A 22217-nucleotide genomic window follows, 5' to 3' on the forward strand; every position below is an offset into this window, starting at 1 on the left:
CTTGCCGCTATTTTCTCGACTTATACTCGGCTCGCATGCCCGGCACGGGCTGTCGATACGTCTGGACATCGACCCGACCCGAACCGCATCGCCCCTCACTCCCGTTACGACGATCATGAAACGTGTGTCCGTCCGGCAATCGCCGGTGCATGGCAAAGGCGTGTTCGCGCTCTGTCCGCTCGCGGCCGGAGAGCGCATCTTCCAGTACAAGGGCATGGTGACGACATGGCGCGAGGCGGCGCGCTGGAACGCACGGCGCGACGTGTCAGGTCATACGTTTCTGTTCGGGCTTTCGGATGGCCGGGTGATCGACGGCGGACGCGGCGGCAATGGTGCGCGCTGGCTCAATCACGCGTGCGCAGCGAATTGTGAGGCGGTCGAGGACAACGGGCGCGTCTATATCGAAGCCATCCGCGATATCGCGCCCGGCGAGGAACTGTTCATCGACTATGCGCTGGAGATCGAGGAGCAGGTGGACGCCGAAGCACAGCGCGATTACGCATGCCGTTGCGGCAACGCATGCTGCCGGGGCACGATGCTGGGTGCAGGAGCAGGGGAAACGGCGGTCGTAGCGGCGTGAATTGATCAGGAGTACAGGGTAATTTTCGTCCCGGTGGTTCGGTGGAGATCCGTCACCGGCATGGCCCGAAGCGGCCGTGGACGAGCATCGAAGTTATCCACAGATTTCGGGGATAAGTTTGTGGATACACACCGGGATGAATCACCCAAGTCATTGATCCAACGTCGTTATTCCTGCTTGTGGATCGGCATGGCCACGCTGCTCGCACACTATGCGACCCTCAGCGTTTCACATCGATCCAGGGCGATGCATTCATCGCCCTGGATCGGCCAATGGCCACGTAACTCACGTCACAGGCCGTTCTGCTTGAGCTTGCCGTACACGAACTGCCCGAAGTACCAGGACAGGTCGGAATGGTTGAGGATGTTTGCATCCGAGAGTGCACCCGCTTCGAGCTTCAGGCGGCGCAACATGAGCTTGCCGGCCTGCGAGGCGATGTAGAGACGCACGAGCTCCTTGCGGGTCTTCTCGTCGGCCGATTCGAAGTGCTCGCGACCGCGCAGCACTTCGTCGTTGCGACGCGTGCGCGCCTCTTCATCGCGTGCTGCAATGCTCTGCTTCACGGCCGTATGGCTCTCCACCTTCGCGATTTCCACGGCGTCGACAGCCGCGGCCAGCTCGCTCTGGATCGCGACCATCTTGCGCTCGGCCTCCGAGACCTGCCAGTTATGGCTGAGCGCCTTCATAAGGTAGCCAGCCGGGCTCTTCGTCACCTTGCCCTGATTGAGGCGGAAGCGCGTGTACTCGATGGCTTGCTGGATGCGCTCATCGGTCCAGTTCATGCGATGCTCGGCGATCACGTCGAACTGCTTGTTGCTCAGGCCGAACTCCTCCTTGAGCGTAAGCAGCAGGTCGTGCGCGTCGGGCTGACGGCTGAGCATCGCCGCAACCGTGTCCTTGCGCTTCATGCGAAAGCGGATCTTGTTGATCTTGCGCGAGGTCTCCGAATCGGCGCGCGTCTCGTAGCTCAGATCGATATCCGACAACTCGTTGATCTGCTTGACGGCCGGATCGAGGTACTTCGGGCGGAAGTGCTTGAACTCCGAGGCGCTCGAGCCAAGCTTCCCCGGCCAGCGGCGCATGACGTCGAGCTCGATCCAGTCGGTCAGGCCGGCCAGCACATAGGGCTGCACGTAGTCGTAGATCGCGCGGGCGAAAGTCTGCGAAAACGATGCGGTGATACACAGGTTGAGCCAGTGATGCTTGTCCGGGCCGGTGATGTGACGCAGCATCAGCGGCGGAACGCGAAACTGGATCCGCCCCTTGCCGATCTTGACGCTGCCCATCAGTTGCTCGGAAATCCACTGGTCTTCCTCGCTGGGCGCGCGATCCGGCGGCGTGTCGGTCACCTCGATAAGCACGCGCTGGGCTTCCTTGATCACGCTCTGGAGGTGGCGCACGTTGCGGCTCTCGTAGCGCATCAACCACTTGAAGTAGTTGAGGTCGACGTCGTAGGTCTCACGCGGCACCGGTTCCTGGGCCGCGATGAAATAGGCGGCGTCGATGAAACGCCGCGACGACAGGCCGAGCCCGTTGATGGCAACGAAAACGTTGTTGCGCTGAAAGCCGATCTCTCTCGTGCTCTCGCTGATTGGCTGTCCGGACATCTCTTCGAACAACCCGAGCGACATTTGCTGGGTAGTCGTCCTGCGTCCGCTGTCCTCCGACATTCGCGTGCTCTCCGTCGATATTGGCCGCGACTGTATCACTCCGTTTACACAAGTCAACACAATAACCGTTACCTCAAACATGACCGTGCGCGACGTCGGCACAAAAACCGTGCCGAACTGCACATAGACCTCTCCTTCACCTGCACATAAAACGGCACTCTCGCGCACATAAAACAGTGCTTCTTGCACATAGACCGGTGCTTTTCAGGCTCAAGGTACTGAAATCAAAGGTTTTACATCGCTACGTTAGTGGGTTTGTGGGTTTTTAGTTTTTAAATAAACAAACCAACCCCGATTGCAAGAACACGCTTTGCGTGGAAATTTGCACTTGATGGCTACCGACGATTCGCGAACTGATGGCTGACAAGAGCCGAAATGAGTCAGAAATCGAGCAAATCGCCTATTTGATGAGCAATCCAGGGTAAACGCGAGGATTCTTGCCGGAAATCGAGCTTGGGTTGGGCAACGTTTTCTGTGCAAGCGGGATATCGCAGGGTAACGGTTAATGTGCAGAGTGAAACTGCTGCAGGCATTAGCGCTATTTCCCCTTTGCTCGAAGCCATTCGGTAACGGTTTTTGTGCTTCCGGCCATGCACGGCGATCCGGAAGAGGTTTTTGTGCAGAAAAGGGTAGTGCTCCAATGGGTAACGTTTAATGTGCACGAGCCGTTTTGACCGTGTTGTGCTGTATCCGTCAGCGTGATAGGCGCGGGAGGTAACGATTTTTGTGCGCTTTCCTAGGTGACGGCTGACGTTGATCGGCTAATCGCCGTTCTGCTTGAGCGGCTGTTGCTGTATTTCCGCGGAAATGGACTTCAGTGGTCACGGTTTTTGTGCATTTTCGCGAAAGCGCGTAAATGGCGACCCGGTGGGAGGAGATGGGTAACGGTTTTTGTGCCGTCTCATTTGTGATCCGCACGGATCGATAGGTGGATTGCACAAAATACGTTACTGCGGTTCCTGACGGTCAAGGTCACTTGCACTCTTCAGCAAAAGTGCACAAAAAACGTAACCTCGCCTTGGCGAGCGATGATCGGGTGCCTCTAGGTGACCGGCTAGCAAGTCCTGAGGAGGGATCGGCGACGCCGAGAACGGGGATTGGTCAGTTGATTTGCCTAAAAAATAGGCAGTTCAACGTAGAGGCCTTTAATCGCCCTTAGGGCGGGCTGGCCGTTCGGGATAGGTCAAAGGCTGGACAAGGCCATCAGAGGCCGTTGTAGAGCGAATAAAAAGGTCGTTTTTTTCGAAAAGCGGTCTCAATCAGTGTGTTTCGATACGCTTTTCCTGTATTCTACGCTTTATCCAAATTCCGATGAAAAGCGTATTAATGGCAAAGACTATCGAATTTCCATCAATTGACCGGCGCGTCGATCTTTCGGCGGTAACGCAGTTTGCGGAAGAGGCGGGTCTTCTGTCAGAAGAGCTTCGGGAAATGATGCTGGCGCCGAAGCCGCGCAAGATGGCGCCGACGTTTACTTCCGCGCAGGTCGCGGAGATGTGCGGCATCGATCGCATCAAGCTCAACAATTTGCTGGCGACCCGCGAGGGCTTGCCCCAAGGCGAGGCGCAAGGTTCAGGGCGAAGCCGGGTGTTTACCTTGCCCGAAGCGCGCACCTGGGTCCAGCAGGTTTCGGACATTTATCAGACGCCCTTGCACACCGGCGTGCGCGACGCCGACGGCAAGGTCATTCTGGTAGCGAACTTTAAGGGCGGCTCGACCAAGACCACGACGACGATGTGTCTGGCTCAAGGACTTACGCTCCGCGGCCGTCGCGTGCTGCTCATTGACCTCGACCCGCAAGCATCGCTGACAGAGCTTTGCGGTCTCTACGCGGAGAAGGAGGTGACGGAGGACAGCACGGTCCTGCCGTACATCTACGATCCGCAGATGGAAGGTGGCCTGCTGAATTTTGTTCAGCCGACCTATTGGGATGGACTCGATGTTATCCCGGCGCACCCGACGCTTTTCTCAGCGGAATTCCACATTCCCGGCACCGTGATCAAGAACCCGGGCTTCAAGTTCTGGGATCTCTTGCGTGAAGGCGTACAGACGCTGCGCCAGCACTATGACTACATCATTCTCGATACGGCACCGTCGCTGTCGTATCTCACCATTAATGCGCTGATGGCCGCTGACGCGATGGTGATGCCACTGGTCCCGGAGAGCCTGGACTTCATTAGTTCGGTGTCGTTCTGGAGTCTCTTTTCCGATCTCGCCCACACGATCATGGAGCGCGGTGATGAAAAAACCTACGACTTCGTTTCAGTGCTGCTGTCGAAGGTCGACTACGGCAAGACATCTTCTGCGCCGGTCGTGCGCTCATGGGTCCAGCGCACCTATAAGGATTGGGTGAGTTCGGTCGAAGTGCCGGCGAGTTCGGCGATGAGCAACGGTGCGTTGGCGATGGCGACGGTGTTCGACATCAGCAAGGGAGACCTCGCGGACAAGACGGTTGCGCGCGTGAGGCAACCGCTCACGGACTATGTACGCTGGATTGACGATCTTTATGTTGAGCAATGGAGGGCCGGGAAATGAGCTCGTTTCGCGACAAGATGGCGGCCAAGACCGCTGAACTCGGCTCTGCGTCGGAGCGACAGACGACGGATCGTCCGGCCCCGGCCGCACCGGAGCAGCCGCGCCGCAGCAGCGCATTCAAGACCGGTCCAGGCATGCTCGGCGCCCTCGCCGTTGCCCAGCAGCGTATTCAGGAACTTGAAACCAGTAGCGACAAGCTGATGTTGCCGGTAAGCGCGATCCAGCCGAACCCGTGGCAGCCGCGTAAGGTGTTCAGCGATGAAGGCTTGGCCTCGCTGGCCGAATCGATCCGTGAAGTCGGACTGGTAGAACCGGTTGTCGTGCGTCGTGCCGATCACGGTTATCAGCTGATTGCAGGAGAGCGCCGGCTTCGCGCGCACGTGATCCTGCACGCGGAGGAAATCCGCGCGTCGGTGATCGAATGCTCCGATCAGGATATGGCTGTGCTGGCGCTGGTCGAGAACGTCGGGCGGGAGGATTTGACGGACTATGAGATCGGCCAGTCGCTGCGTCGTGCGGAACAGGAGTTTCCGACGCGAACTCGCATGGCCGAAGCACTCGGTATGTCGCGCAAGGGGCTGTATCGTTTTCTCTCGTTCGACAAACTGCCGGACTTTATTCGACGCGATCTCGATCTGAATCCGCGCTTGCTGGGTGGCTCGGCCGCGGATGAAATCTGCTCGGCGATCAAAAAGCATGGGGCAGGTGGCCTTTCGGCTGCGCGCGAGTTGTGGCCTGCAGTGGTGGCCGGTACGCTCGATCAAGGGAAACTGGCCGCGGCGATCGGTGCGCAGTCGAACCGTAGTGAAACCGAGCAAAGCGTGTCGGAGCGTAGTATCGAGAAGATCTTCTCGGGTAAAAGCCACGCCGGCAGCATTACGAAGGATACTAATAGCTTCACGGTGAAGCTCAAGACAGGTGTGCTTTCGGACGCACAAGAGACGCAGATTCGCGAACTCATCAGCCAACTGTTTAATGTGAAGCCAGGCTAAGCCAGGCGTGTTAGTTTTTTTGGATGGTTGATCAAGCCCGCGCAAGCGGGCTTTTTTGTGTCCGCGAGATAGCTTGTGTCGAGTCGACACAGGAGGGTGCCCTCGCGTGGCAGGCGGACGCGTCGCACGAGCGAGAGCTACCGACGGCGATCGTTGCGGTGTGAGTTCTCTAGCTCATTGACCGGCAGCGCCGTGCGTGGTCCCTCCGTGTGTCGAGCCGACACACGGAGTAGGGGAGCCCATGAGCAGTGATCTGATGTGTCGACTCGACACAAGAAGATGCGCTCGCTTGGCAGGTGGCGATGCGGCGCGATCGAGAGCCACGGACCCCGATCGTTGCGGTGTGAGCTCTCTAGCTCATTGACCGGCACCGCCGTGCGTGGACGCTCCGTGTGTCGAGTCGACACACGGAGTAGGGGAGCCCATGAGCAGTGATCCGATGTGTCGACTCGACACAAGAAGAAGCTTTCGCTTGGAAAGCGGTGATGCCGCGCGATCGAGAGCCACGGACGCCGATCGCTGCGCGGCGTGAGGTTCCAACTTACTGGCCGGCAGAGGCTTGCATAGTCTCGCCGTGTGTCGAGCCGACACACGGAGTAGGGGGGCATGGCCGTGGGCGGTCTGCTGTGTCGAGTCGACACAGGACGGTGCCCTCGCTTGGCAGGCGGCGACGCCGCTCGATCGAGTGCCACGGACGCTGATCGCAGTGGGCGTGAGTTTCCCAACTAACTGGCCGGCAGAGCCTTGCAGAGTTTCGCCGTGTGTCGAGTCGACACAACAGGGCAATTTCGCGTGGTGAAACGGCGATGGCGGGAGAGCGAGAACCACGAACGTAGATCGTTTCTGCCTGATTATTCTGGGCAAGGTTTGGTAGTGGAGGTACGCTCGCTTTGCGTGTCGAGTCGACGCAATCGGCAGTCGCCGCGTGTAGGACGCAGACGAGCCCGAAAATCAAAAAATCTGATCGATAGCGCGTCGCCGTTCCGGAGTCCTAGTTGGCAGAGCCTTGCGCCATTGCCTCCTGTGTCGAGTCGACACATAGCCGTACCCCTTGAGTTTCAGGACTACGCGCTAGTCGGCTGAAACTCGTCTCTGCGTCAGCTGCGTTGCATGGTATGCGTCGCAACAGTAGCGTCGATGAATAACCCGAATGTATGGTGCCGCAGGGTCTGCTGAAGGAGGATTGCTCTCGGTTGCGCAACCGAGACCCGATCCCTGAGACAGACTAAGTCTCTCAGACGTGTCGAGTCGACACATCTGCCGTCTTTGGGAATGACAGGCACATCGGGGGAGAGAAGGTCTCCCGATCCCACGCAAAACATCATCAGCGCCTCGTCGTAGCGCCGACACGGTTGCACCGAAGATCGAGCTCTCAACGCTAGACGGCACGACGCTCTGAGACGGCGCCCAGCTGGAAGCCAGATTCGGCCACCAGGACATCGGAAAGGGAGGCGCCGCTCTCTCTGAGCACCATGACGGAGCTTGCGCGTTTGGGCGGCTGGAGCGCTTTGGCTGTGTCGACTCGACACAATCGCATGTGGGCATGCAATGCCGCATCGTTGTCTACCGGAAAATCACGAGACAAACCTGACTAGATGGCCGCGCAGAATAGAGCACACCTTGTGTCGTTCGAACCCGCATGGGACGTTGATCCTTTCGCGCGAGTTGCCTCGTAGCCTTCACGTCGTATTGGCGAGCGCCGTCGGGCTGACAAGCTGATGGCGTGTTGTGTCGAATCGACACGTCAGTGTGCCCGCGGGGTTTCGCTTGCCCTACCGATTGGCTTCTCGCTGACTGTAAGCGGTCGCGCACGGTTTCGGTTCGGTCTCACCTGTGTGCTCATGTCGCGAGGCACGACCGAGAGGCCAGTTGGCTGTGTCGAGTCGACACAGTTCGCTCTCGATGCATTGCTGGGGGCGCGACTACGCTTACGTCATCCCAGCACAACAGCATCACATCTAGCGATGAGACCGAAGATTACTCTCTCAGGAGCAGGCTCCACATCACTGCAGGGCGCCGGCTGATAGGCAGTGATGCGCGTAGCTCGACACGTCATCGGGTCACACAATGCATCTCAATCGTGCCGCCAAGCGAGTTGCTCGTCTGACGTGTGTCGAGTCGACACACGTCAGACGAACAACTCGACAGCCATAGTCGCGTGTTGAATTGCCTCAACGGCTTGACCAGGACGGCACAGGACCTCGACTTGATCCTGCTCGTCGGACGATCACTTCAGACTAGACGAATCAGGTGCCAGGATCTCGGTGCCGCTCTGATCAACGACCGCAGGCGCTAATGGTTGCTACGTGCGCGCTCGGCGTGCGCGGCGAACAGGCGCTTGAATGACTTGTCAGCGAGGCGAACCGTCCGTCGGGACAGCCGCAATGCGAAACGGCGCTCGCGGCCAGCGAGACGAAGTCTCAGCAAGTCAGTTGGCGCGGGGAAGCGCGCTCTCTGTGTATCTCATCGTCGGCTTCTTTCCAGTGGACGGCAGCGCGCCGCGGATTCGAGGATAAAAACGCTTTACCCAGTCGCACGCATCTTCCGATGCGTCAGCAGGGGAGTGGGCGATATCCCAACTTTGAGCGGCACCGTGTGAGTGTGCCGCGACGCCCTTGATGCTGAGACGGCACGACGCTCATCCATGCGACAAGGCGTCTGTACGATCTGTCGATAAACAACGCCGCTTTCATTGTCCGACAAGGAGAACACTTCACCCTCGTCCGGCTCGACGGCTCGCAGGCGAGTCGATCGCAAAGTAGCCAATCAAACGCAGTGCAGAAAGGAGACGTGGCGTGAGCCAATGTGATGACCCAATTCCAGCGCCGTCTCCATCCGCAGCAAGCCTCGCTTTACTGATAAGCCACCGAACAATAAAATTCAAAATAAACGCAACTAACCGTCAAATAATTCCTTCACGCGATCACTAGCAGATACAGAACGAACTCCCGCGCAGCAGACTTACTGCCAAAATAACGGCAGTGCCCGTGCAAGCCCGGCACGCACCAACCCCGCATGCCTACGGAAGCAGCAGATACCCCCAGTTTTCCGCGTTTGCTCGCCAAGCACGACGTCTTTCCATCCCCAAACGCCGCAATCGTGAAACATTCGCCTCAAATCGAATAAACCGGTAAAATCCTTATGCGACAAGACCTTGCGATCACCAAAATGGGGTTGGCGAGGAATGTTTCACGGCGAGATGCGTTTTCGGACCCTAAAAGTAGGGCTTTGAAGCAGGCAATCTTCCGGATAGTCCGAAAATCACCTGATTCGTATATTTCACTACGTATTTTGTAGTTAATAGAATTAACGATCAGCAAAGCCGCAGCGGTATCCCTCACCGCCGCCGGCCCACCAAATACCCCGCAAGTCCTTACACAGCAAGCGTTCGAGCCTTCACCGCATCGCTGGCGAGCGCAAAATTCCCTGCGCCCAGATGATGAAGCGTATGCAGGTCGCGGTTGTTGTCATCGAATACCCAATGTCCGCCGGAGAACACGCGCGGATCCGCTGCCGCCGACACCACCTCGCAAAAGCACGTGTCGTACGCGTCCTCAGTGTGCTTCTCGGGAATCAGCCTGCATTCCATCCAGGCGGCGATGCCGGTCTCCAGTACCGGCACGCCCAGCACCGGACCTTTCACTGCATCGATACCAAACTGTGCAAACTTGTCCGCTTCGCGCCCGCTGATGCTGCCGACTGCGAAAGTCAGATCCATCGCCGCTGCGCCCGGCACGCAGATGCCGAATGTGCCGCGTGCGTGAATCAGCTCGCGTGTGAAGGTTTTCTTGTCGATGACCACTGCAATGCGCGGCGGCGTGAATTCGACGGGCATCGACCAGGCGGCGGCCATGACGTTGTGGCGCGCGCCGTCCGAACTCGTGACGAGCACGGTCGGGCCATGGTTGATGAGGCGGCTCGCGTGTTCGAGCGCAACGGGTTTGAAACGGGAGAGGGTGTCCATCGTGTTGTCAGTCCATCGTGTGTCGAGGTTCGATGGACTGTACAACAGTTGGAAAAACGCTGTGGAGTGTGCCGGCGCGCGGCACCTTATCGGACGGGCCTTAGCCGATGGTTTCCTGGGACACGGTCGAGCGATGCGCCGGCTCGAGCGCAATCACGTATCCGTCCGATTGCATCTCCGCGAGCCGGCTGGTGGTGCGCGACACATCGTGCGCGCCGTCGAGCCCATCGAGCGCAGCGCGTACCGGTTGGTCCGACGCGATGAATAGTGCGTGTTTGCGGTCGTACAGAATGTCGATCAGCCAGACGAAACGTTGCAATACATCGCGGCGCCTAAGCATCGCAGTGTCCAGACGATCGACGATCACGCCACGCCAACGCTCGGCGAGCGCGAGATAGTCGAGGTGCGACCGGGGCGTGCCGCACAGCGCATCGAAATCCACCCACACCAGTTGTTTGCCCGCAGCCGTGACCGGAAGCGAGCGTCCCGCCACTTCGACATCGGCCGGATGGATCGCAGCCTGCGCTTCGTAGCCGGCGAAGATCGTCCACAGCGCTTCGCGTGTGTCGTCGAGCGGCGCGAAGTAGCGAAGTTGTGTCGACTCGACACGCTGCTCGCGATAGTCGCGCGCGCCGTCGAACGCGACGATGTCGAAATGGTGCTCGATACGCTGGATGGTCGGGGCGAAGCGTTCGTGGAACTCGGGGTCGGGCAACAGGCGGCGCGGCTCGTAGTTCGAGGTGAGCACGATCCGCGTACCGCACGCGAGCGCGGTTTCCAGAAAACGGCCGATCAGAAACGCGTCGGCGATATCGTGCACGTGGAATTCGTCGAAGTAGAGCAGATCCACCCCGTCGAGCCACGCGCGTGACACATCGCCGAGCCGATCGTCGCTGCGCGGCGCTTGCACAACGAGCCGGTTGATGTCGCGAATGAACTGATGGAAATGGATGCGCCGTTTCGCGCAGGACGCGAGCGCGTAGACCGTGTCGACAATCAGGCTTTTGCCGCGCCCCGGCAGGCCGTGACAGTAAACGCCGCGATGCGCGCGCCGCGCGGCGTCGGCGCGATTGCCGTCGAGCAGGGCGCTCAGGGCATCGATTGCCCGCTGCTGGCTTTCGTCCGCGACGATCCCTTTTTCTGCGAGTGCGTGGGCGATGGCGGACGGGTCGATCATGGGAAGGCTTTGAAGAAGTGTCGGTAAAGGCGCCGCACGTTCGTCACGCACGGACGCGCCAGTTTACCAGCGCACTTTCCAACATCGCTGCGAGGCTTGCTTCACAAGCGCTCGATTAACCGCCGGTCGCCATGCTCGCAATAGGTGTGACAGGCGGCGCGCGCGGCGTTTGCGGCGCCGTGCACGAAGAGTGGCGCGTCGGTGCGTCGCGACATCGATACCACGATGGACGGTGGCGAGGGCTGCAAGGGCAGTTCGACCACTTCGCCGCGCGCGATCAGTTCGTCGACGAAAAGGCGCGGAATCGCGGCCACGCCAAAACCATCGCGCACGAGTTGCACGATGACTGAAATCGAAGGCGACCCGGTGATGCGCGTTTCAGAAAGCGGCACGCCGTTCGCGAGCGCGAGCTTGCCGACGATATCTTCCAGTGCACGATGCGGCGCGGTTCCTCGCCCGAATGTGAGAATCGGCTGACGCAAGACGCGCTTGGCCAGCCCAGTACGTGAGAGCGGCAGCAGGCCGGCGCGCGCGATCCAGTGAACCGGATAATTCGCGAGCGCATCACATACTACGGATTCCTCATCACTTCCTTCCACGCGCACGATCAGATCGAGTTCGCCTGCCATCAAGCGACGTTGCAACACGACGCTCACGTCCACCGCTAACTCGACTTCGAGTTGCGGATAGTCATTCGCGAGGCGCCGCATATAGTCCGCGAGCCAGCTATGGACGACGGTTTCGATCACGCCGAGCCGCAGCTTGCCGCGCATCGTGCCTTCGTTCGATGCGGCGGCCTGCAACTGGCGGGTGGCCTCGACCACGGCTTTGGCATAGCCCAGCAGATATTCGCCATTCGGCGTGAGCCGGAATTCGCGGCTTTCCCGATCGACCAGCTCGGTCTGCAACTCATCCTCGAGCGCCTTCAGACGCTGTGAAATAGCGGCGGGCGTGGCGTGCAGTGCGGTCGCCGTCGTGCGAAAGCTGCGCAGTTTGGCGAGCGTGACGAAGGTTTCGAGAAAGCGTGTGTTCATGATGCGAGGCGCTCGGCAAGCCCTTCAAAAAAGACCCGGTGACTCGGGATAACCCGTATTTCTGTTAAGAAATTCTTTCCAAGATAGCCTAAAAAAACTAGTTGGCGTCAAATTTTCTTCTTTTCTATGCTTCCGTCTAACGGTGAGCGATTCGTTACGCATCGCTGCACAGCCACCCTCCGATCTTCAAGCACCCGTTAGAAGCAGGCTCAAACCATGACTCCGTATGAATTCCGCCAGGCCGTTCGTCACGGCGATTTCCGTGGACCGACCGCGGGCCATTGTGGCGACTTTGCGCAGGCCAACCTCGCTATCCTGCCCGCCGCGTTCGCGCACGATTTTCTGCGCTTCTGCCACGCGAATCCGAAGGCCTGTCCGCTGCTGGGCGTGGGCGAGCCGGGCGACTTCCGCGTGCCGATGCTGGGCCGCGACATCGACATTCGCACTGATGTACCGGCGTACAACATCTATCGAGATGGAGTCCTAAGCGAAAGTGTGAAATCGATCGAGGCCTTGTGGCAGGACGATTTCGTCGTGTTCGCGATCGGCTGTTCATTCTCGTTCGAACACATGCTCGCAAACGAGGGCATCGGGCTGCGCCACGTGGAAGAGGGCCGCAATGTGCCGATGTATCGCACCCAGATCGCGAATCGCCGCGCCGGTGTGTTCGGCGGCGAACTGGTCGTGTCGATGCGGCCGCTGCGCGGCGCAGACGCGATTCGCGCGGTGCAGATCACGAGCCGCTTCCCCGGCGTGCACGGTGCGCCGGTGCATATCGGCGAGCCCACGGAACTCGGCATTGCCGATCTTGCCCGCCCCGAATTCGGCGACGCGGTGACGATTCGCCCAGGCGAGCTGCCCGTCTACTGGGCGTGCGGCGTCACGCCCCAGACGGCGCTCATGGCCGCGAAGCTGCCGCTTGCGATAGCGCATGCGCCCGGTCACATGCTGATGACCGATATCACGAACGCCTCATTGGCCGTGTTCTAAACCGGGCGGCGCCCGAATCCCCCACGCGTCTGGCAACCACGCAAAACCCGGAAAAAGTCAGGAAACAGGAGCGACAGATGGACAGCAAGACATTTGCAGCGGGCGCGGGCGAGCGCGCCGAAGACGAAAGCGACTCGCAGCTTTCCTGGTATGCCGAAGCAGGCCCGCGCGCGCGGCGCGCGTTCTGGAGTTGCAAGGTCGGCTATATGCTCGACGGCATGGACACGCAGATGCTGTCCTTCGTGATCCCCACGCTGGTTGCGACTTGGGGCATTTCACTCGGCGACGCGGGCTTCATCGGCACCTTGACGCTGCTGTCTTCGGCGCTTGGGGGCTGGATCGCGGGCATCCTGTCCGACCGCATCGGACGCGTACGCACGCTGCAACTCACAGTGCTCTGGTTCGCGCTGTTCACAGGGCTTTGCGGGCTCGCACAAAACTACGGCCAGTTGCTGGCCGCCCGCGCCTTGATGGGCTTCGGCTTCGGCGGCGAATGGACGGCGGGCGCGGTGCTGATCGGCGAAGTGATCCGCGCACGCGACCGCGGCAAGGCCGTGGGTCTCGTGCAATCCGGCTGGGCGATCGGCTGGGGTATCGCGGCGCTGCTCTATGCCGTGCTGTTTTCGGTGATGGCCCCGGCGATTGCGTGGCGCGCGCTGTTCCTGATCGGTCTGGTTCCGGCGCTGCTGGTCCTGGTGATTCGCCGATATGTCAAGGAGCCCGAAGTATTCGAGCAGGCGAAGGCCGCCCGCAAGGAATCTAACGACACGCCGCGATTCACGGAAATCTTCGCGCCGAAGCTGCTTTCCACCACGCTGCGCGCAGCCCTGTTGACGACGGGTGCGCAGGGCGGCTACTACGCGATCACGACCTGGCTGCCCACTTTCCTCAAGACCGAGCGCCATCTCACGGTGATGGGCACGGGCGGCTATCTCGCGATGATCATTGTCGGCTCGTACGTCGGTTATCTGTCGAGCGCCTGGCTCACGGACCGGCTGGGGCGCAAACCCAACTTCATCCTGTTCGCGGTGGGTTCGATGGCGATCGCCTTTGCTTACACTTCGCTGCCGCTCACGAACGCGTCGATGTTGTGGCTGGGCTTTCCGCTCGGCTTCTTCGCCTCGGGCATCTTCTCCGGCATGGGCGCGTTCCTCACCGAACTCTTTCCGACCCGCGTGCGCGGTTCGGGGCAGGGCTTCTGCTACAACGTGGGCCGCGCGATCGGGGCGCTGTTTCCGGTGCTGATCGGCTCGCTCTCGAAGCAGTTTGGCCTTGGCGCGAGTATCGGCATGTTCGCCGTCGCCGCCTATGGCGTGTTGATCATCGCGGCGCTGACGCTGCCCGAAACGCGGGGCCGCGAACTCGAATCCACCTGATTTTCAAGGCTCGCCTGTCGCGAGCCTGAATTCGATCGACATTATTTCGTTATCCTTAAAGATACCGTACCATGAACCACGTTCAAACCCCCGAAGGATGCATGCCGTCCCGCTGGCAGTTCTGGATCGACCGCGGAGGCACCTTCACCGATATCGTCGCGCGTCGTCCCGATGGCTCGCTCACCACGCACAAGCTGTTGTCTGAAAATCCCGAACAGTATCGCGATGCGGCCGTGGCCGGCATCCGTCATCTGCTGGGACTGCGCGCCGATGAAGCGATCACGCCGCGCGACGTGGAGATGGTCAAGATGGGCACGACCGTCGCCACGAATGCGCTGCTCGAACGCAAGGGCGAAGCGGTTGCGCTTGTGACTACGCGAGGCTTTCGCGACGTGCTGCGCATCGCGTATCAGAACCGGCCGCGCTTGTTCGACCTCGACATCGCCTTGCCGGTAGCGCTCTACGACCGCGTGGTCGAAATCGACGAACGCATGAGCGCGCAGGGTCAAGTCGTTGCGCCACTCGATCGGGATCGTGCTGAAGCCGCGCTGCGCGAAGTCTACGACTCAGGCATCCGCGCGCTCGCGATCGTGCTGATCCACGGCTATCGCCATACCGCGCATGAAAGCGAACTGGCTGCGCTCGCGCGGCGTATCGGCTTCACGCAGGTGTCGGTCTCGCATGAAGTCTCGCCACTCATGAAGATGGTCTCGCGCGGCGACACCACTGTGGTCGACGCCTATCTGTCGCCCATCCTGCGCCGCTACGTCGGCCAGGTCGCGAGCGAAATGCCCGGCGTCAATCTGCAGTTCATGCAGAGCAGCGGCGGCCTTACGCGTGCCGATCGCTTCGAGGGCAAGGACGCGATTCTCTCTGGTCCGGCGGGCGGCATCGTCGGCATGGTGCGCGCCGCGCAGGCGGCGGGCTTCGAGCGCGTCATCGGCTTCGACATGGGCGGGACCTCCACCGACGTCTCGCACTTCAACGGCGAATTCGAGCGCGTGTTCGAAACCCAGGTGGCGGGCGTGCGCATGCGCGCGCCGATGATGAGCATCCACACCGTCGCGGCGGGCGGCGGATCGGTGTTGGGCTTCGACGGCGCGCGCTTGCGCGTGGGCCCGGATTCGGCGGGCGCAAACCCCGGCCCGTGCGCATATCGCAGAGGCGGCCCGCTGACCGTGACCGACTGCAACGTCATGCTCGGCAAGATCCAGCCCGACTGGTTTCCGCGCGTATTCGGCGCGCACGCGAACGAGGCGCTCGACCGTGAGGCCGTGGTTACGCGCTTCAACACGCTGGCCGATACCATCTTCGCTGCAACCGGCCAGCGCCGCACGCCGGAAGACATCGCCGAAGGCTATCTTGAGATCGCGATCGGCAGCATGGCGAACGCCATCAAGAAAATCTCGGTGCAGCGAGGTCACGATGTTTCGCAGTACGTGCTAACGACGTTCGGCGGCGCGGGCGGTCAGCACGCGTGCGGTGTGGCCGACGCGCTGGGCATGAGCCGCGTATTCGCGCACCCGCTCGCGGGCGTGTTGTCGGCCTTCGGCATGGGGCTGGCCGATCAGACAGCGATGCGCGAGCGTGCGCTCGAAGTCGTGCTCGAAGACACCTCGCTCGCCACGGTCGACGCTGCGCTCGATGCGCTTGCGCAAGAAACAGTGAGTGCGCTGCGCGAGCAGGGCGTGGACGCCGCGCGCATCAGCACGGCGCGGCGCGTGCATCTGCGTTATCAGGGCACGGATTCGGCGCTCGCGGTGAACGCGGGCAGTGTGGCCGCGATGCGCGAAGCGTTCGAAGCCGCTTACCGTCAACGCTACGCGTTTCTGATGCCCGATACGCCGCTCGTCGTGGAACTGGCGTCGGTGGAAGCGATCGGCCATGCGGATGCGCAGGCTGTGACGGGCGCGCTCGCGGCGCGCGAAACGGGCAGTGTCCCCGCCGTGGCGGCACGCGTGCGCTTCTATTCAGGCGGCCAATGGCACGACGCCGCGCTCTATCAACGCGATACGCTCATGGCGGGCGACCTGCTCGACGGCCCGGCGATCATTGCGGAAAAGAACGGCACCACCGTGGTCGAGCCCGGCTGGCAGGCCGCGCTGACCGGGCAGGGCAACGTGGTGATGACGCGCGTGCAGCCCTTGCCTACGCGTCGTTCGATCGGCACGGAAGCCGATCCCGTACGCCTCGAAATTTTCAACAACCTCTTTATGTCGATTGCCGAGCAGATGGGTTTGCGTCTGCAAAACACGGCCTATTCGGTGAACATCAAGGAGCGCCTCGACTTTTCGTGCGCGATCTTCGACGCGGCGGGCAACCTCATCGCTAACGCGCCACATATGCCCGTGCACCTGGGGTCGATGGGCGAGAGCATCAAGACGGTCATCGAACGCAATCGCGGCGCGATGCGCGACGGCGACGTGTTCATGCTCAACGATCCGTACCACGGCGGCACGCACTTGCCCGACGTGACGGTCATCACCCCCGTTTTCGCGGATGGAAGCGAAGACCCCTTGTTTTACGTGGGTTCGCGTGGTCATCACGCCGATATCGGCGGCATCACGCCCGGCTCGATGCCGGCGGCCTCGACGCATATCGAGGAAGAGGGCGTGCTGATCGACAACTGGCAACTGATCTCGGCTGGCGTGCTGCGCGAGCGCGACACGCGCGCGTTACTTGGCTCGGGTCGCTATCCCGCGCGCAATATCGATCAGAACATGGCCGATCTGCGCGCCCAGGTCGCGGCGAACCAGAAGGGCGTGGACGAGTTGCGCCGCATGGTCGCGCAGTTCGGCCGCGAGGTGGTGCTCGCCTTCATGCAGCACGTACAGGACAACGCGGAAGAAGCGGTGCGCCGCGTGATCGATGCGCTCAAGGATGGCGCATATCGCTACGAACTGGACAACGGCGCGGTGATCGAGGTGGCGATCCGCGTGGATGCGCACACGCGCAGCGCGGCGATCGACTTCAGCGGTACTTCTGCGCAATTGCCGAACAACTTCAACGCGCCGAAGGCCGTGTGCATGGCGGCGGTGCTTTACGTGTTCCGCACGCTGGTGGGCGACGACATTCCGCTCAACGCGGGATGCCTCAAGCCGCTTACCGTGACGGTGCCCGAGCGCTCGATGCTCAATCCCGTGTACCCGGCGGCCGTGGTGTCGGGTAACGTGGAGACGTCTTCGGCGATCACGAATGCGCTCTATGGCGCGCTCGGCATCGTGGCGTCGAGCCAGGGGACGATGAACAACTTCACCTTCGGCGATGCACGGTATCAGTACTACGAAACGATTGCGGGCGGGAGCGGCGCAGGTGACGGTTTCAGCGGGGTGGATGCCGTGCAGACGCATATGACCAACTCGCGCCTGACCGACCCCGAAGTGCTGGAGTGGCGCTATCCCGTGCGGCTCGAATCGCATCTGATCCGCGCGCAGTCGGGCGGAGGCGGGCGCTGGCATGGCGGCAACGGCGCGGTGCGGCGCATTCGTTTCCTCGCGCCGATGACGGCGTCGATTCTCTCGAACAACCGCATTCACGCGCCGTTCGGTGCGGCGGGCGGCAAACCGGGCAGTGCGGGGAGCAACCGTGTCGAGCGCGCAGGAGGCGAGATCGTGTCGCTCGGCCATATCGCGAGCGTGGAGATGGCCGAGGGCGATGTGTTCGTGGTCGAGACGCCGGGAGGCGGCGGCTACGGCCACTCCGGCGTCTAGTTCACGCCGGTCGCATAGCGCCGGCAATGCTCCAGATAGCCGGCTTCGTGGCTGCTCGCCAACTGCACCACGCTGTTCCAGAGCCAGAGCGGCGCATCGATCGTCTTCGAGCGATTGCGCCGCAGTTCCGCGAGCCAGCCGCGCCGCGTGGGCGGATCCATCTGCCGCGCGTGCGCCTTGCCCACCACGGCGGCGAGATAGAACGCGACCTTGCGCGCCTCGTCCTTGTCGAGTTCGTCGATTTCGAGCTTGAGATCCTGCGGCAGCAGCTCGCGTATCACCACGGCGCGATCGAGCAGGCGCGCCGCGCGCATGCGCTCGCCGAGAAACGGCGAGAGATGGCGCGCGCCTTCCACCACGCGTTCGGCGTTATCGCGCGGCATCGACGCATCCTCGTAACGCGGTGCCGCCGCTTTCACGCCTTCCTTGATATCCATGAGACAAAGGTCGTCGCCTTCGATCACGCCGCCGTCCACATCGAGCAGCACCGCATAGCGCAGCCGCCCGAGCGAGCTGCAGCCCTTCACCCAGTACGCGGCGTCCAGCACCTCCACTTCTCCCGCGTCGTTGCGCCCGCGCAGACCGGTTGGCAAGCTGGCGATCGCTTCGTCGGCGAACAGCGACGTAATCTCCTTTGACTCCGCGCGCGTGAGCGGCCAGAAGCGCTTGCCGAGCGGAATCGTTGGCTTGAGGTCTTCGATGCGCTCCTCGGCGAGATGTCGCCACGAACGGCGCACCGCGAGCTTCATCGCCAGATGAACCGGCTCGGGACGCTCGGGCAGGGCGGGCTTCTTGCGCTTCGTCCCGAACTCCGACTCATAGCCCGCCGCGAGCGCTTCCATCATGTGTACGATGGTCAAGCCCGAGAGCGACGAACCGCGCGCCGCGGTTGCCAGCGACAGCCCGAGACGGATCAGATCGTGCGCGGGATTGCCGATCACCGTCTGATCGAGGTCGCGAATATGCACTTCGACCTTGCCGTCCTGATTCGCGATCGGGCCGAGATTGCCCGTATGGCAGTCGCCGCAAATCCAGATTGCCGGGCCGCGCGGCAGCGAGCCGCCATTGGCTTCGACGATCCATTCGTAGAACTGCTCGGTCGCGCCACGCACATAGGCGTGCGGCGAGCGGGCCATTTTCAGGCGGCGTTGTTCGGTGAGGATCGCCTGGCGCTCAGCGGGCTTGGGCAGTTTCTTCGCGCGTCTGGCCTCTTTCGGGTCGAGGATGAGTGCGCTGTCTTTCGTCGCCTTGGAATCTTTCGTTTTGCTGACTGATTTGCTGACCACGGGCGCCCCCTTTTCGTATGTGCTTGCGGACGTTGGCGTCATGCCATTGTGCGCGGATGCGCTTGCAAGCGGCGTGCCGCGCCGCATTACGATCTGAAAGCATCGAACCGATGCGCGTGGCCACGCGTCACAAAACTTAAAAGCGCCTTCGCTATGATCCTGCGTTGCCTTACCGCCGCTTTCCTGCGCGAGTAAGGCAACGCTCGGGCCGCCTCCTCGAGCCGTTGTTGTGCCTCTATCTGGACGGAGACTTCGATGACGGTCGATTTCGTGCCGGCGCGCCCGCTATGGCGGAGCGTGCCGCGCAAACGTTTGGCCTTGCCCGGCGTATGGCTTGCGTGCGCCATCGCTACGTGCGCGAGCAGCGCATGCAGCGATCGCGCCGACGACGCCGATAACGCACGCGTTGCGCTCACCACGAGCGCGGCGCGCGAACTCGCGCAAACGCAGCCCAACACACCCGGCGCGCTATCGCAGCAGAACCCCATACCGCTCGCGAACGCGATCGCGGCTCCACTGGATTCCCCTGGCAACGCGAACAGCGCCGCCGCGCTGGCCGCGATCGCCGTGCGTTCGCCCGCCCGCGCGCCTGCGCCCGCGGAGGGCGCAAGCGGCGCGGACAGCATCAGCACCAACGGCGCAGACCTTGCGCCGCTCGCACCACCCGAAATTCACACCGCCGATTGAGGCAGCAAGCACCCGGCCGCGCGACACCGCGCCGTCTGTCGTCGTTCGTGACGGCGCGGCGTCGCGCGTGCTTTCTCAACCTGAAGATGGAAACCACAACATGACTTCGAGAAGCCGCCGTGACTTTCTCCGCACCGCCGCGATGAGCGCCGGTTCGGCCACCGCCCTGACGATGCTGCCGCAAGGCATCCGCAATGCGCTTGCGATTCCGGCGAACAATCGTACGGGCAGCATCCGCGACGTCGAGCACATCGTCATCCTCATGCAGGAGAACCGTTCGTTCGACCACTACTTCGGCACGCTGCGCGGCGTGCGCGGGTTCGGCGACACGCGCGTCATCACGCTGCCCAACGGCAAGCCGGTGTGGAACCAGCCGCTCGCGGCGGGGGCCGGGGAAGTGCTGCCGTTCCATCCCACAGCGGCCAACCTGGGCCTGCAATTCCTCCAGGATCTGCCGCACGACTGGACGACTACGCACGCCGCGTGGAACGGCGGCCGCTACGACCAGTGGGTGCCGGAGAAAGGCACGACCACGATGGCCTACCTCACGCGCGACGACATCCCGTTCCACTATCAGCTCGCCGACGCCTTCACGATCTGCGACGCTTACCACTGCTCGACGATGACCTCGACGGACCCGAACCGCTACTACATGTGGACAGGCTGGGTCGGCAACGACGGCAGCGGCGGCGGCCCGGTGATCGACAACGCGGAAGTTGGTTACGGCTGGTCGACTTATCCCGAGGTGCTGCAAAGCGCTGGTATCTCGTGGAAGATCTACCAGGACATCGGCGAAGGCCTCGACGCGAAGGGCTCGTGGGGCTGGACGGGCGACAACCCGTACATCGGCAACTACGGTGACAACTCGCTGCTCTACTTCACGCAATACCAGAACGCGCAGCCGGGCAACCCGCTCTACGACCGTGCTCGCACCGGCACGAACGTGCTACAGGGCGGGACTTATTTCGACGTGCTCAAGCAGGACGTGCAGAACAACACGCTGCCGCAGGTCTCGTGGATCGTCGCGCCCGAGGCGTATTCGGAGCACCCGAACTGGCCCGCGAACTACGGCGCGTGGTACGTCGATCAGGTGCTACAGATCCTCACCTCGAACCCGGAGATCTGGAGCAAGACCGTGCTGCTCGTGAACTACGACGAGAACGACGGCTTCTTCGATCACCTGGCGCCCCCGTTCCCGCCCGCGTCGAGCGCGAACGGGTTGTCGACCGTCGATACCAGCAACGAAATTTTCCCGGGCAGCAGCAAGTACGCGGCCGGCCCGTATGGTCTCGGCACGCGCGTGCCGATGCTGGTCGTGTCGCCGTGGTCGCGTGGCGGCTGGGTCTGCTCGCAGACTTTCGATCACACGTCGGTGATCCGCTTCATCGAAAAGCGCTTCGGCGAGCATCACGACCTGCGCGAGCCGAACATCACGCCGTGGCGTCGCGCGGTGTGCGGCGACCTCACCTCGGCGTTCAACTTCGCCACGCCGAACGCCGCGTTCCCCTCGCTGCCGTCGACGACGGGTTACGTGCCGCCCGATCACAACCGCCATCCCGACTACGTGCCGGTGCCGCCGGCTGTTGGCAGTGTGCCGAAGCAGGAGAGCGGCGTGCGCCTTGCGCGCGCGCTGCCTTACGAATTGTTCGTGCGCTTCAACGCGAATGCATCGACGGGCAAGGCGAAGGCGCATTTCATCAACACGGGTCGCGCGGGCGCGGTGTTTCTCGTCTATGCGACGGGCAGTGGCGATGCACCGCTCACCTATACGGTCGAAGCGGGCAAGCGCCTGGAAGATCAACTGACGATCGGCTCGACGGGTGCCTATGACTTCACCGTGCACGGGCCGAATGGCTTTCTGCGTCGCTTCGCGGGCAAGCAGGGGCAGACGGGCTGGTTCGGCAACAGCGAAACGGCGCGTCCCGAAGTGGCCGAAGGCTACGACGTGGCGAACGGCAATCTGCAATTGCGCCTCGAAAACACGGGCGGCGCGCGTTGCCAGTTCACCATCGTCAACGCCTACGATCCCGGCACGAAGATCCAGCGCAGCGTGCGCGGCGGCGATACCGAACAGCTCTATCTCGACCTGCGCAACGCCTATGGCTGGTACGACCTGACGATCACCGTCGATAGCGATTCGAGCTTCGTGCGTCGCATCGCCGGTCACGTCGAAACGGGGCACCCGAGCTATAGCGATCCGGCGCTGGGCGGTTGAT

13 protein-coding genes are annotated in these 22217 nt (G+C 61.9%); 8 read left to right on the forward strand and 5 right to left on the reverse strand.

Translation table 11 applies throughout. The features are described 5' to 3' along the window. The first annotated feature begins 115 nt into the window (after positions 1 to 115). Positions 116 to 580: an SET domain-containing protein gene (locus U5782_RS37645; protein WP_322048940.1), complete on the forward strand. Its 465-nt coding sequence runs from the start codon at positions 116 to 118 to the stop codon at positions 578 to 580. Positions 581 to 870: 290 nt separating this feature from the next. Here U5782_RS37645 and U5782_RS37650 read toward each other — a convergent pair whose 3' ends face one another. Beyond that, a complete protein-coding gene (locus U5782_RS37650) occupies positions 871 to 2250 on the reverse strand; it encodes a replication initiation protein (protein WP_322048941.1) in 1380 nt (459 codons plus the stop codon). Between the two features lie 1326 nt (positions 2251 to 3576). Here U5782_RS37650 and U5782_RS37655 point away from each other — a divergent pair. Both U5782_RS37655 and U5782_RS37660 read left to right on the forward strand, forming a co-directional pair. After that, on the forward strand, positions 3577 to 4785 hold the full coding sequence (locus U5782_RS37655) for an AAA family ATPase (protein ID WP_322048942.1): 1209 nt from the start codon (positions 3577 to 3579) through the stop codon (positions 4783 to 4785). Beyond that, on the forward strand, positions 4782 to 5777 hold the full coding sequence (locus U5782_RS37660; protein ID WP_322048943.1) for a ParB/RepB/Spo0J family partition protein: 996 nt from the start codon (positions 4782 to 4784) through the stop codon (positions 5775 to 5777). The genes U5782_RS37655 and U5782_RS37660 overlap by 4 nt, the downstream gene beginning before the upstream one ends. Positions 5778 to 9150: 3373 nt before the next feature. On the opposite strand, the gene U5782_RS37665 is transcribed toward U5782_RS37660, so the two are convergent. The 3 genes from U5782_RS37665 to U5782_RS37675 form a co-directional block, all read right to left on the reverse strand. Then, positions 9151 to 9741 (reverse strand): flavin reductase family protein, encoded by a 591-nt coding sequence (locus U5782_RS37665; RefSeq protein ID WP_322048944.1) that lies wholly within the window; start codon positions 9739 to 9741, stop codon positions 9151 to 9153. A 100-nt stretch (positions 9742 to 9841) separates the two neighbouring features. After that, positions 9842 to 10918 carry a cell division protein ZapE gene (gene zapE / locus U5782_RS37670; RefSeq protein ID WP_322048945.1) on the reverse strand — a complete coding sequence of 359 codons (1077 nt, stop codon included), beginning with the start codon at positions 10916 to 10918 and terminating at the stop codon, positions 9842 to 9844. Between the two features lie 101 nt (positions 10919 to 11019). Beyond that, positions 11020 to 11952, reverse strand: a complete 933-nt coding sequence (locus U5782_RS37675) for a LysR family transcriptional regulator (RefSeq protein WP_322048946.1) — start codon at positions 11950 to 11952, stop codon at positions 11020 to 11022. Between the two features lie 216 nt (positions 11953 to 12168). Between U5782_RS37675 and U5782_RS37680 the strand changes: the two genes are divergently transcribed. From U5782_RS37680 to U5782_RS37690, 3 genes are all read left to right on the forward strand, one after another. Then, positions 12169 to 12942 carry a putative hydro-lyase gene (locus tag U5782_RS37680; RefSeq protein ID WP_322048947.1) on the forward strand — a complete coding sequence of 258 codons (774 nt, stop codon included), beginning with the start codon at positions 12169 to 12171 and terminating at the stop codon, positions 12940 to 12942. A gap of 77 nt (positions 12943 to 13019) precedes the next feature. Further along, entirely contained in the window at positions 13020 to 14318 is a 1299-nt protein-coding gene (locus U5782_RS37685; RefSeq protein ID WP_322048948.1) for an MFS transporter, read from the forward strand. 71 nt (positions 14319 to 14389) lie between these two features. Then, complete coding sequence (locus U5782_RS37690) at positions 14390 to 18028, forward strand: hydantoinase B/oxoprolinase family protein (protein ID WP_322048949.1); 3639 nt, start codon at positions 14390 to 14392, stop codon at positions 18026 to 18028. Here the strand turns inward: U5782_RS37690 and U5782_RS37695 are convergent. Beyond that, positions 18025 to 19254, reverse strand: coding sequence for a DUF2252 family protein (locus U5782_RS37695; protein ID WP_322048986.1), 1230 nt, complete (start codon positions 19252 to 19254; stop codon positions 18025 to 18027). The two genes, U5782_RS37690 and U5782_RS37695, sit on opposite strands and share 4 nt — an antisense overlap. A gap of 315 nt (positions 19255 to 19569) precedes the next feature. Here U5782_RS37695 and U5782_RS37700 point away from each other — a divergent pair, with 315 nt between their 5' ends. Together U5782_RS37700 and U5782_RS37705 are read left to right on the forward strand one after the other, a co-directional pair. Then, a complete protein-coding gene (locus U5782_RS37700) occupies positions 19570 to 20001 on the forward strand; it encodes a hypothetical protein (protein ID WP_322048950.1) in 432 nt (143 codons plus the stop codon). A gap of 100 nt (positions 20002 to 20101) precedes the next feature. Then, the gene (locus tag U5782_RS37705) at positions 20102 to 22216 is read left to right on the forward strand and encodes a phosphocholine-specific phospholipase C (RefSeq protein ID WP_322048951.1); all 2115 of its coding nucleotides are present in this window, start codon (positions 20102 to 20104) and stop codon (positions 22214 to 22216) included. Position 22217: the final 1 nt, after the last annotated feature.

This window comes from Paraburkholderia sp. J67 (assembly GCF_905220265.1).
Lineage (GTDB): Bacteria > Pseudomonadota > Gammaproteobacteria > Burkholderiales > Burkholderiaceae > Paraburkholderia.

Coding starts and splice junctions, on each gene's coding strand:
- zapE (WP_322048945.1), bottom strand. CDS start 10,918: ATGATCGACCCGTCCGCCATCGCCCACGCACTCGCAGAAAAAGGGATC.
- U5782_RS37655 (WP_322048942.1), top strand. CDS start 3,577: ATGGCAAAGACTATCGAATTTCCATCAATTGACCGGCGCGTCGATCTT.
- U5782_RS37700 (WP_322048950.1), top strand. CDS start 19,570: ATGACGGTCGATTTCGTGCCGGCGCGCCCGCTATGGCGGAGCGTGCCG.
- U5782_RS37645 (WP_322048940.1), top strand. CDS start 116: ATGAAACGTGTGTCCGTCCGGCAATCGCCGGTGCATGGCAAAGGCGTG.
- U5782_RS37690 (WP_322048949.1), top strand. CDS start 14,390: ATGAACCACGTTCAAACCCCCGAAGGATGCATGCCGTCCCGCTGGCAG.
- U5782_RS37705 (WP_322048951.1), top strand. CDS start 20,102: ATGACTTCGAGAAGCCGCCGTGACTTTCTCCGCACCGCCGCGATGAGC.
- U5782_RS37650 (WP_322048941.1), bottom strand. CDS start 2,250: ATGTCGGAGGACAGCGGACGCAGGACGACTACCCAGCAAATGTCGCTC.
- U5782_RS37685 (WP_322048948.1), top strand. CDS start 13,020: ATGGACAGCAAGACATTTGCAGCGGGCGCGGGCGAGCGCGCCGAAGAC.
- U5782_RS37680 (WP_322048947.1), top strand. CDS start 12,169: ATGACTCCGTATGAATTCCGCCAGGCCGTTCGTCACGGCGATTTCCGT.
- U5782_RS37660 (WP_322048943.1), top strand. CDS start 4,782: ATGAGCTCGTTTCGCGACAAGATGGCGGCCAAGACCGCTGAACTCGGC.
- U5782_RS37665 (WP_322048944.1), bottom strand. CDS start 9,741: ATGGACACCCTCTCCCGTTTCAAACCCGTTGCGCTCGAACACGCGAGC.
- U5782_RS37675 (WP_322048946.1), bottom strand. CDS start 11,952: ATGAACACACGCTTTCTCGAAACCTTCGTCACGCTCGCCAAACTGCGC.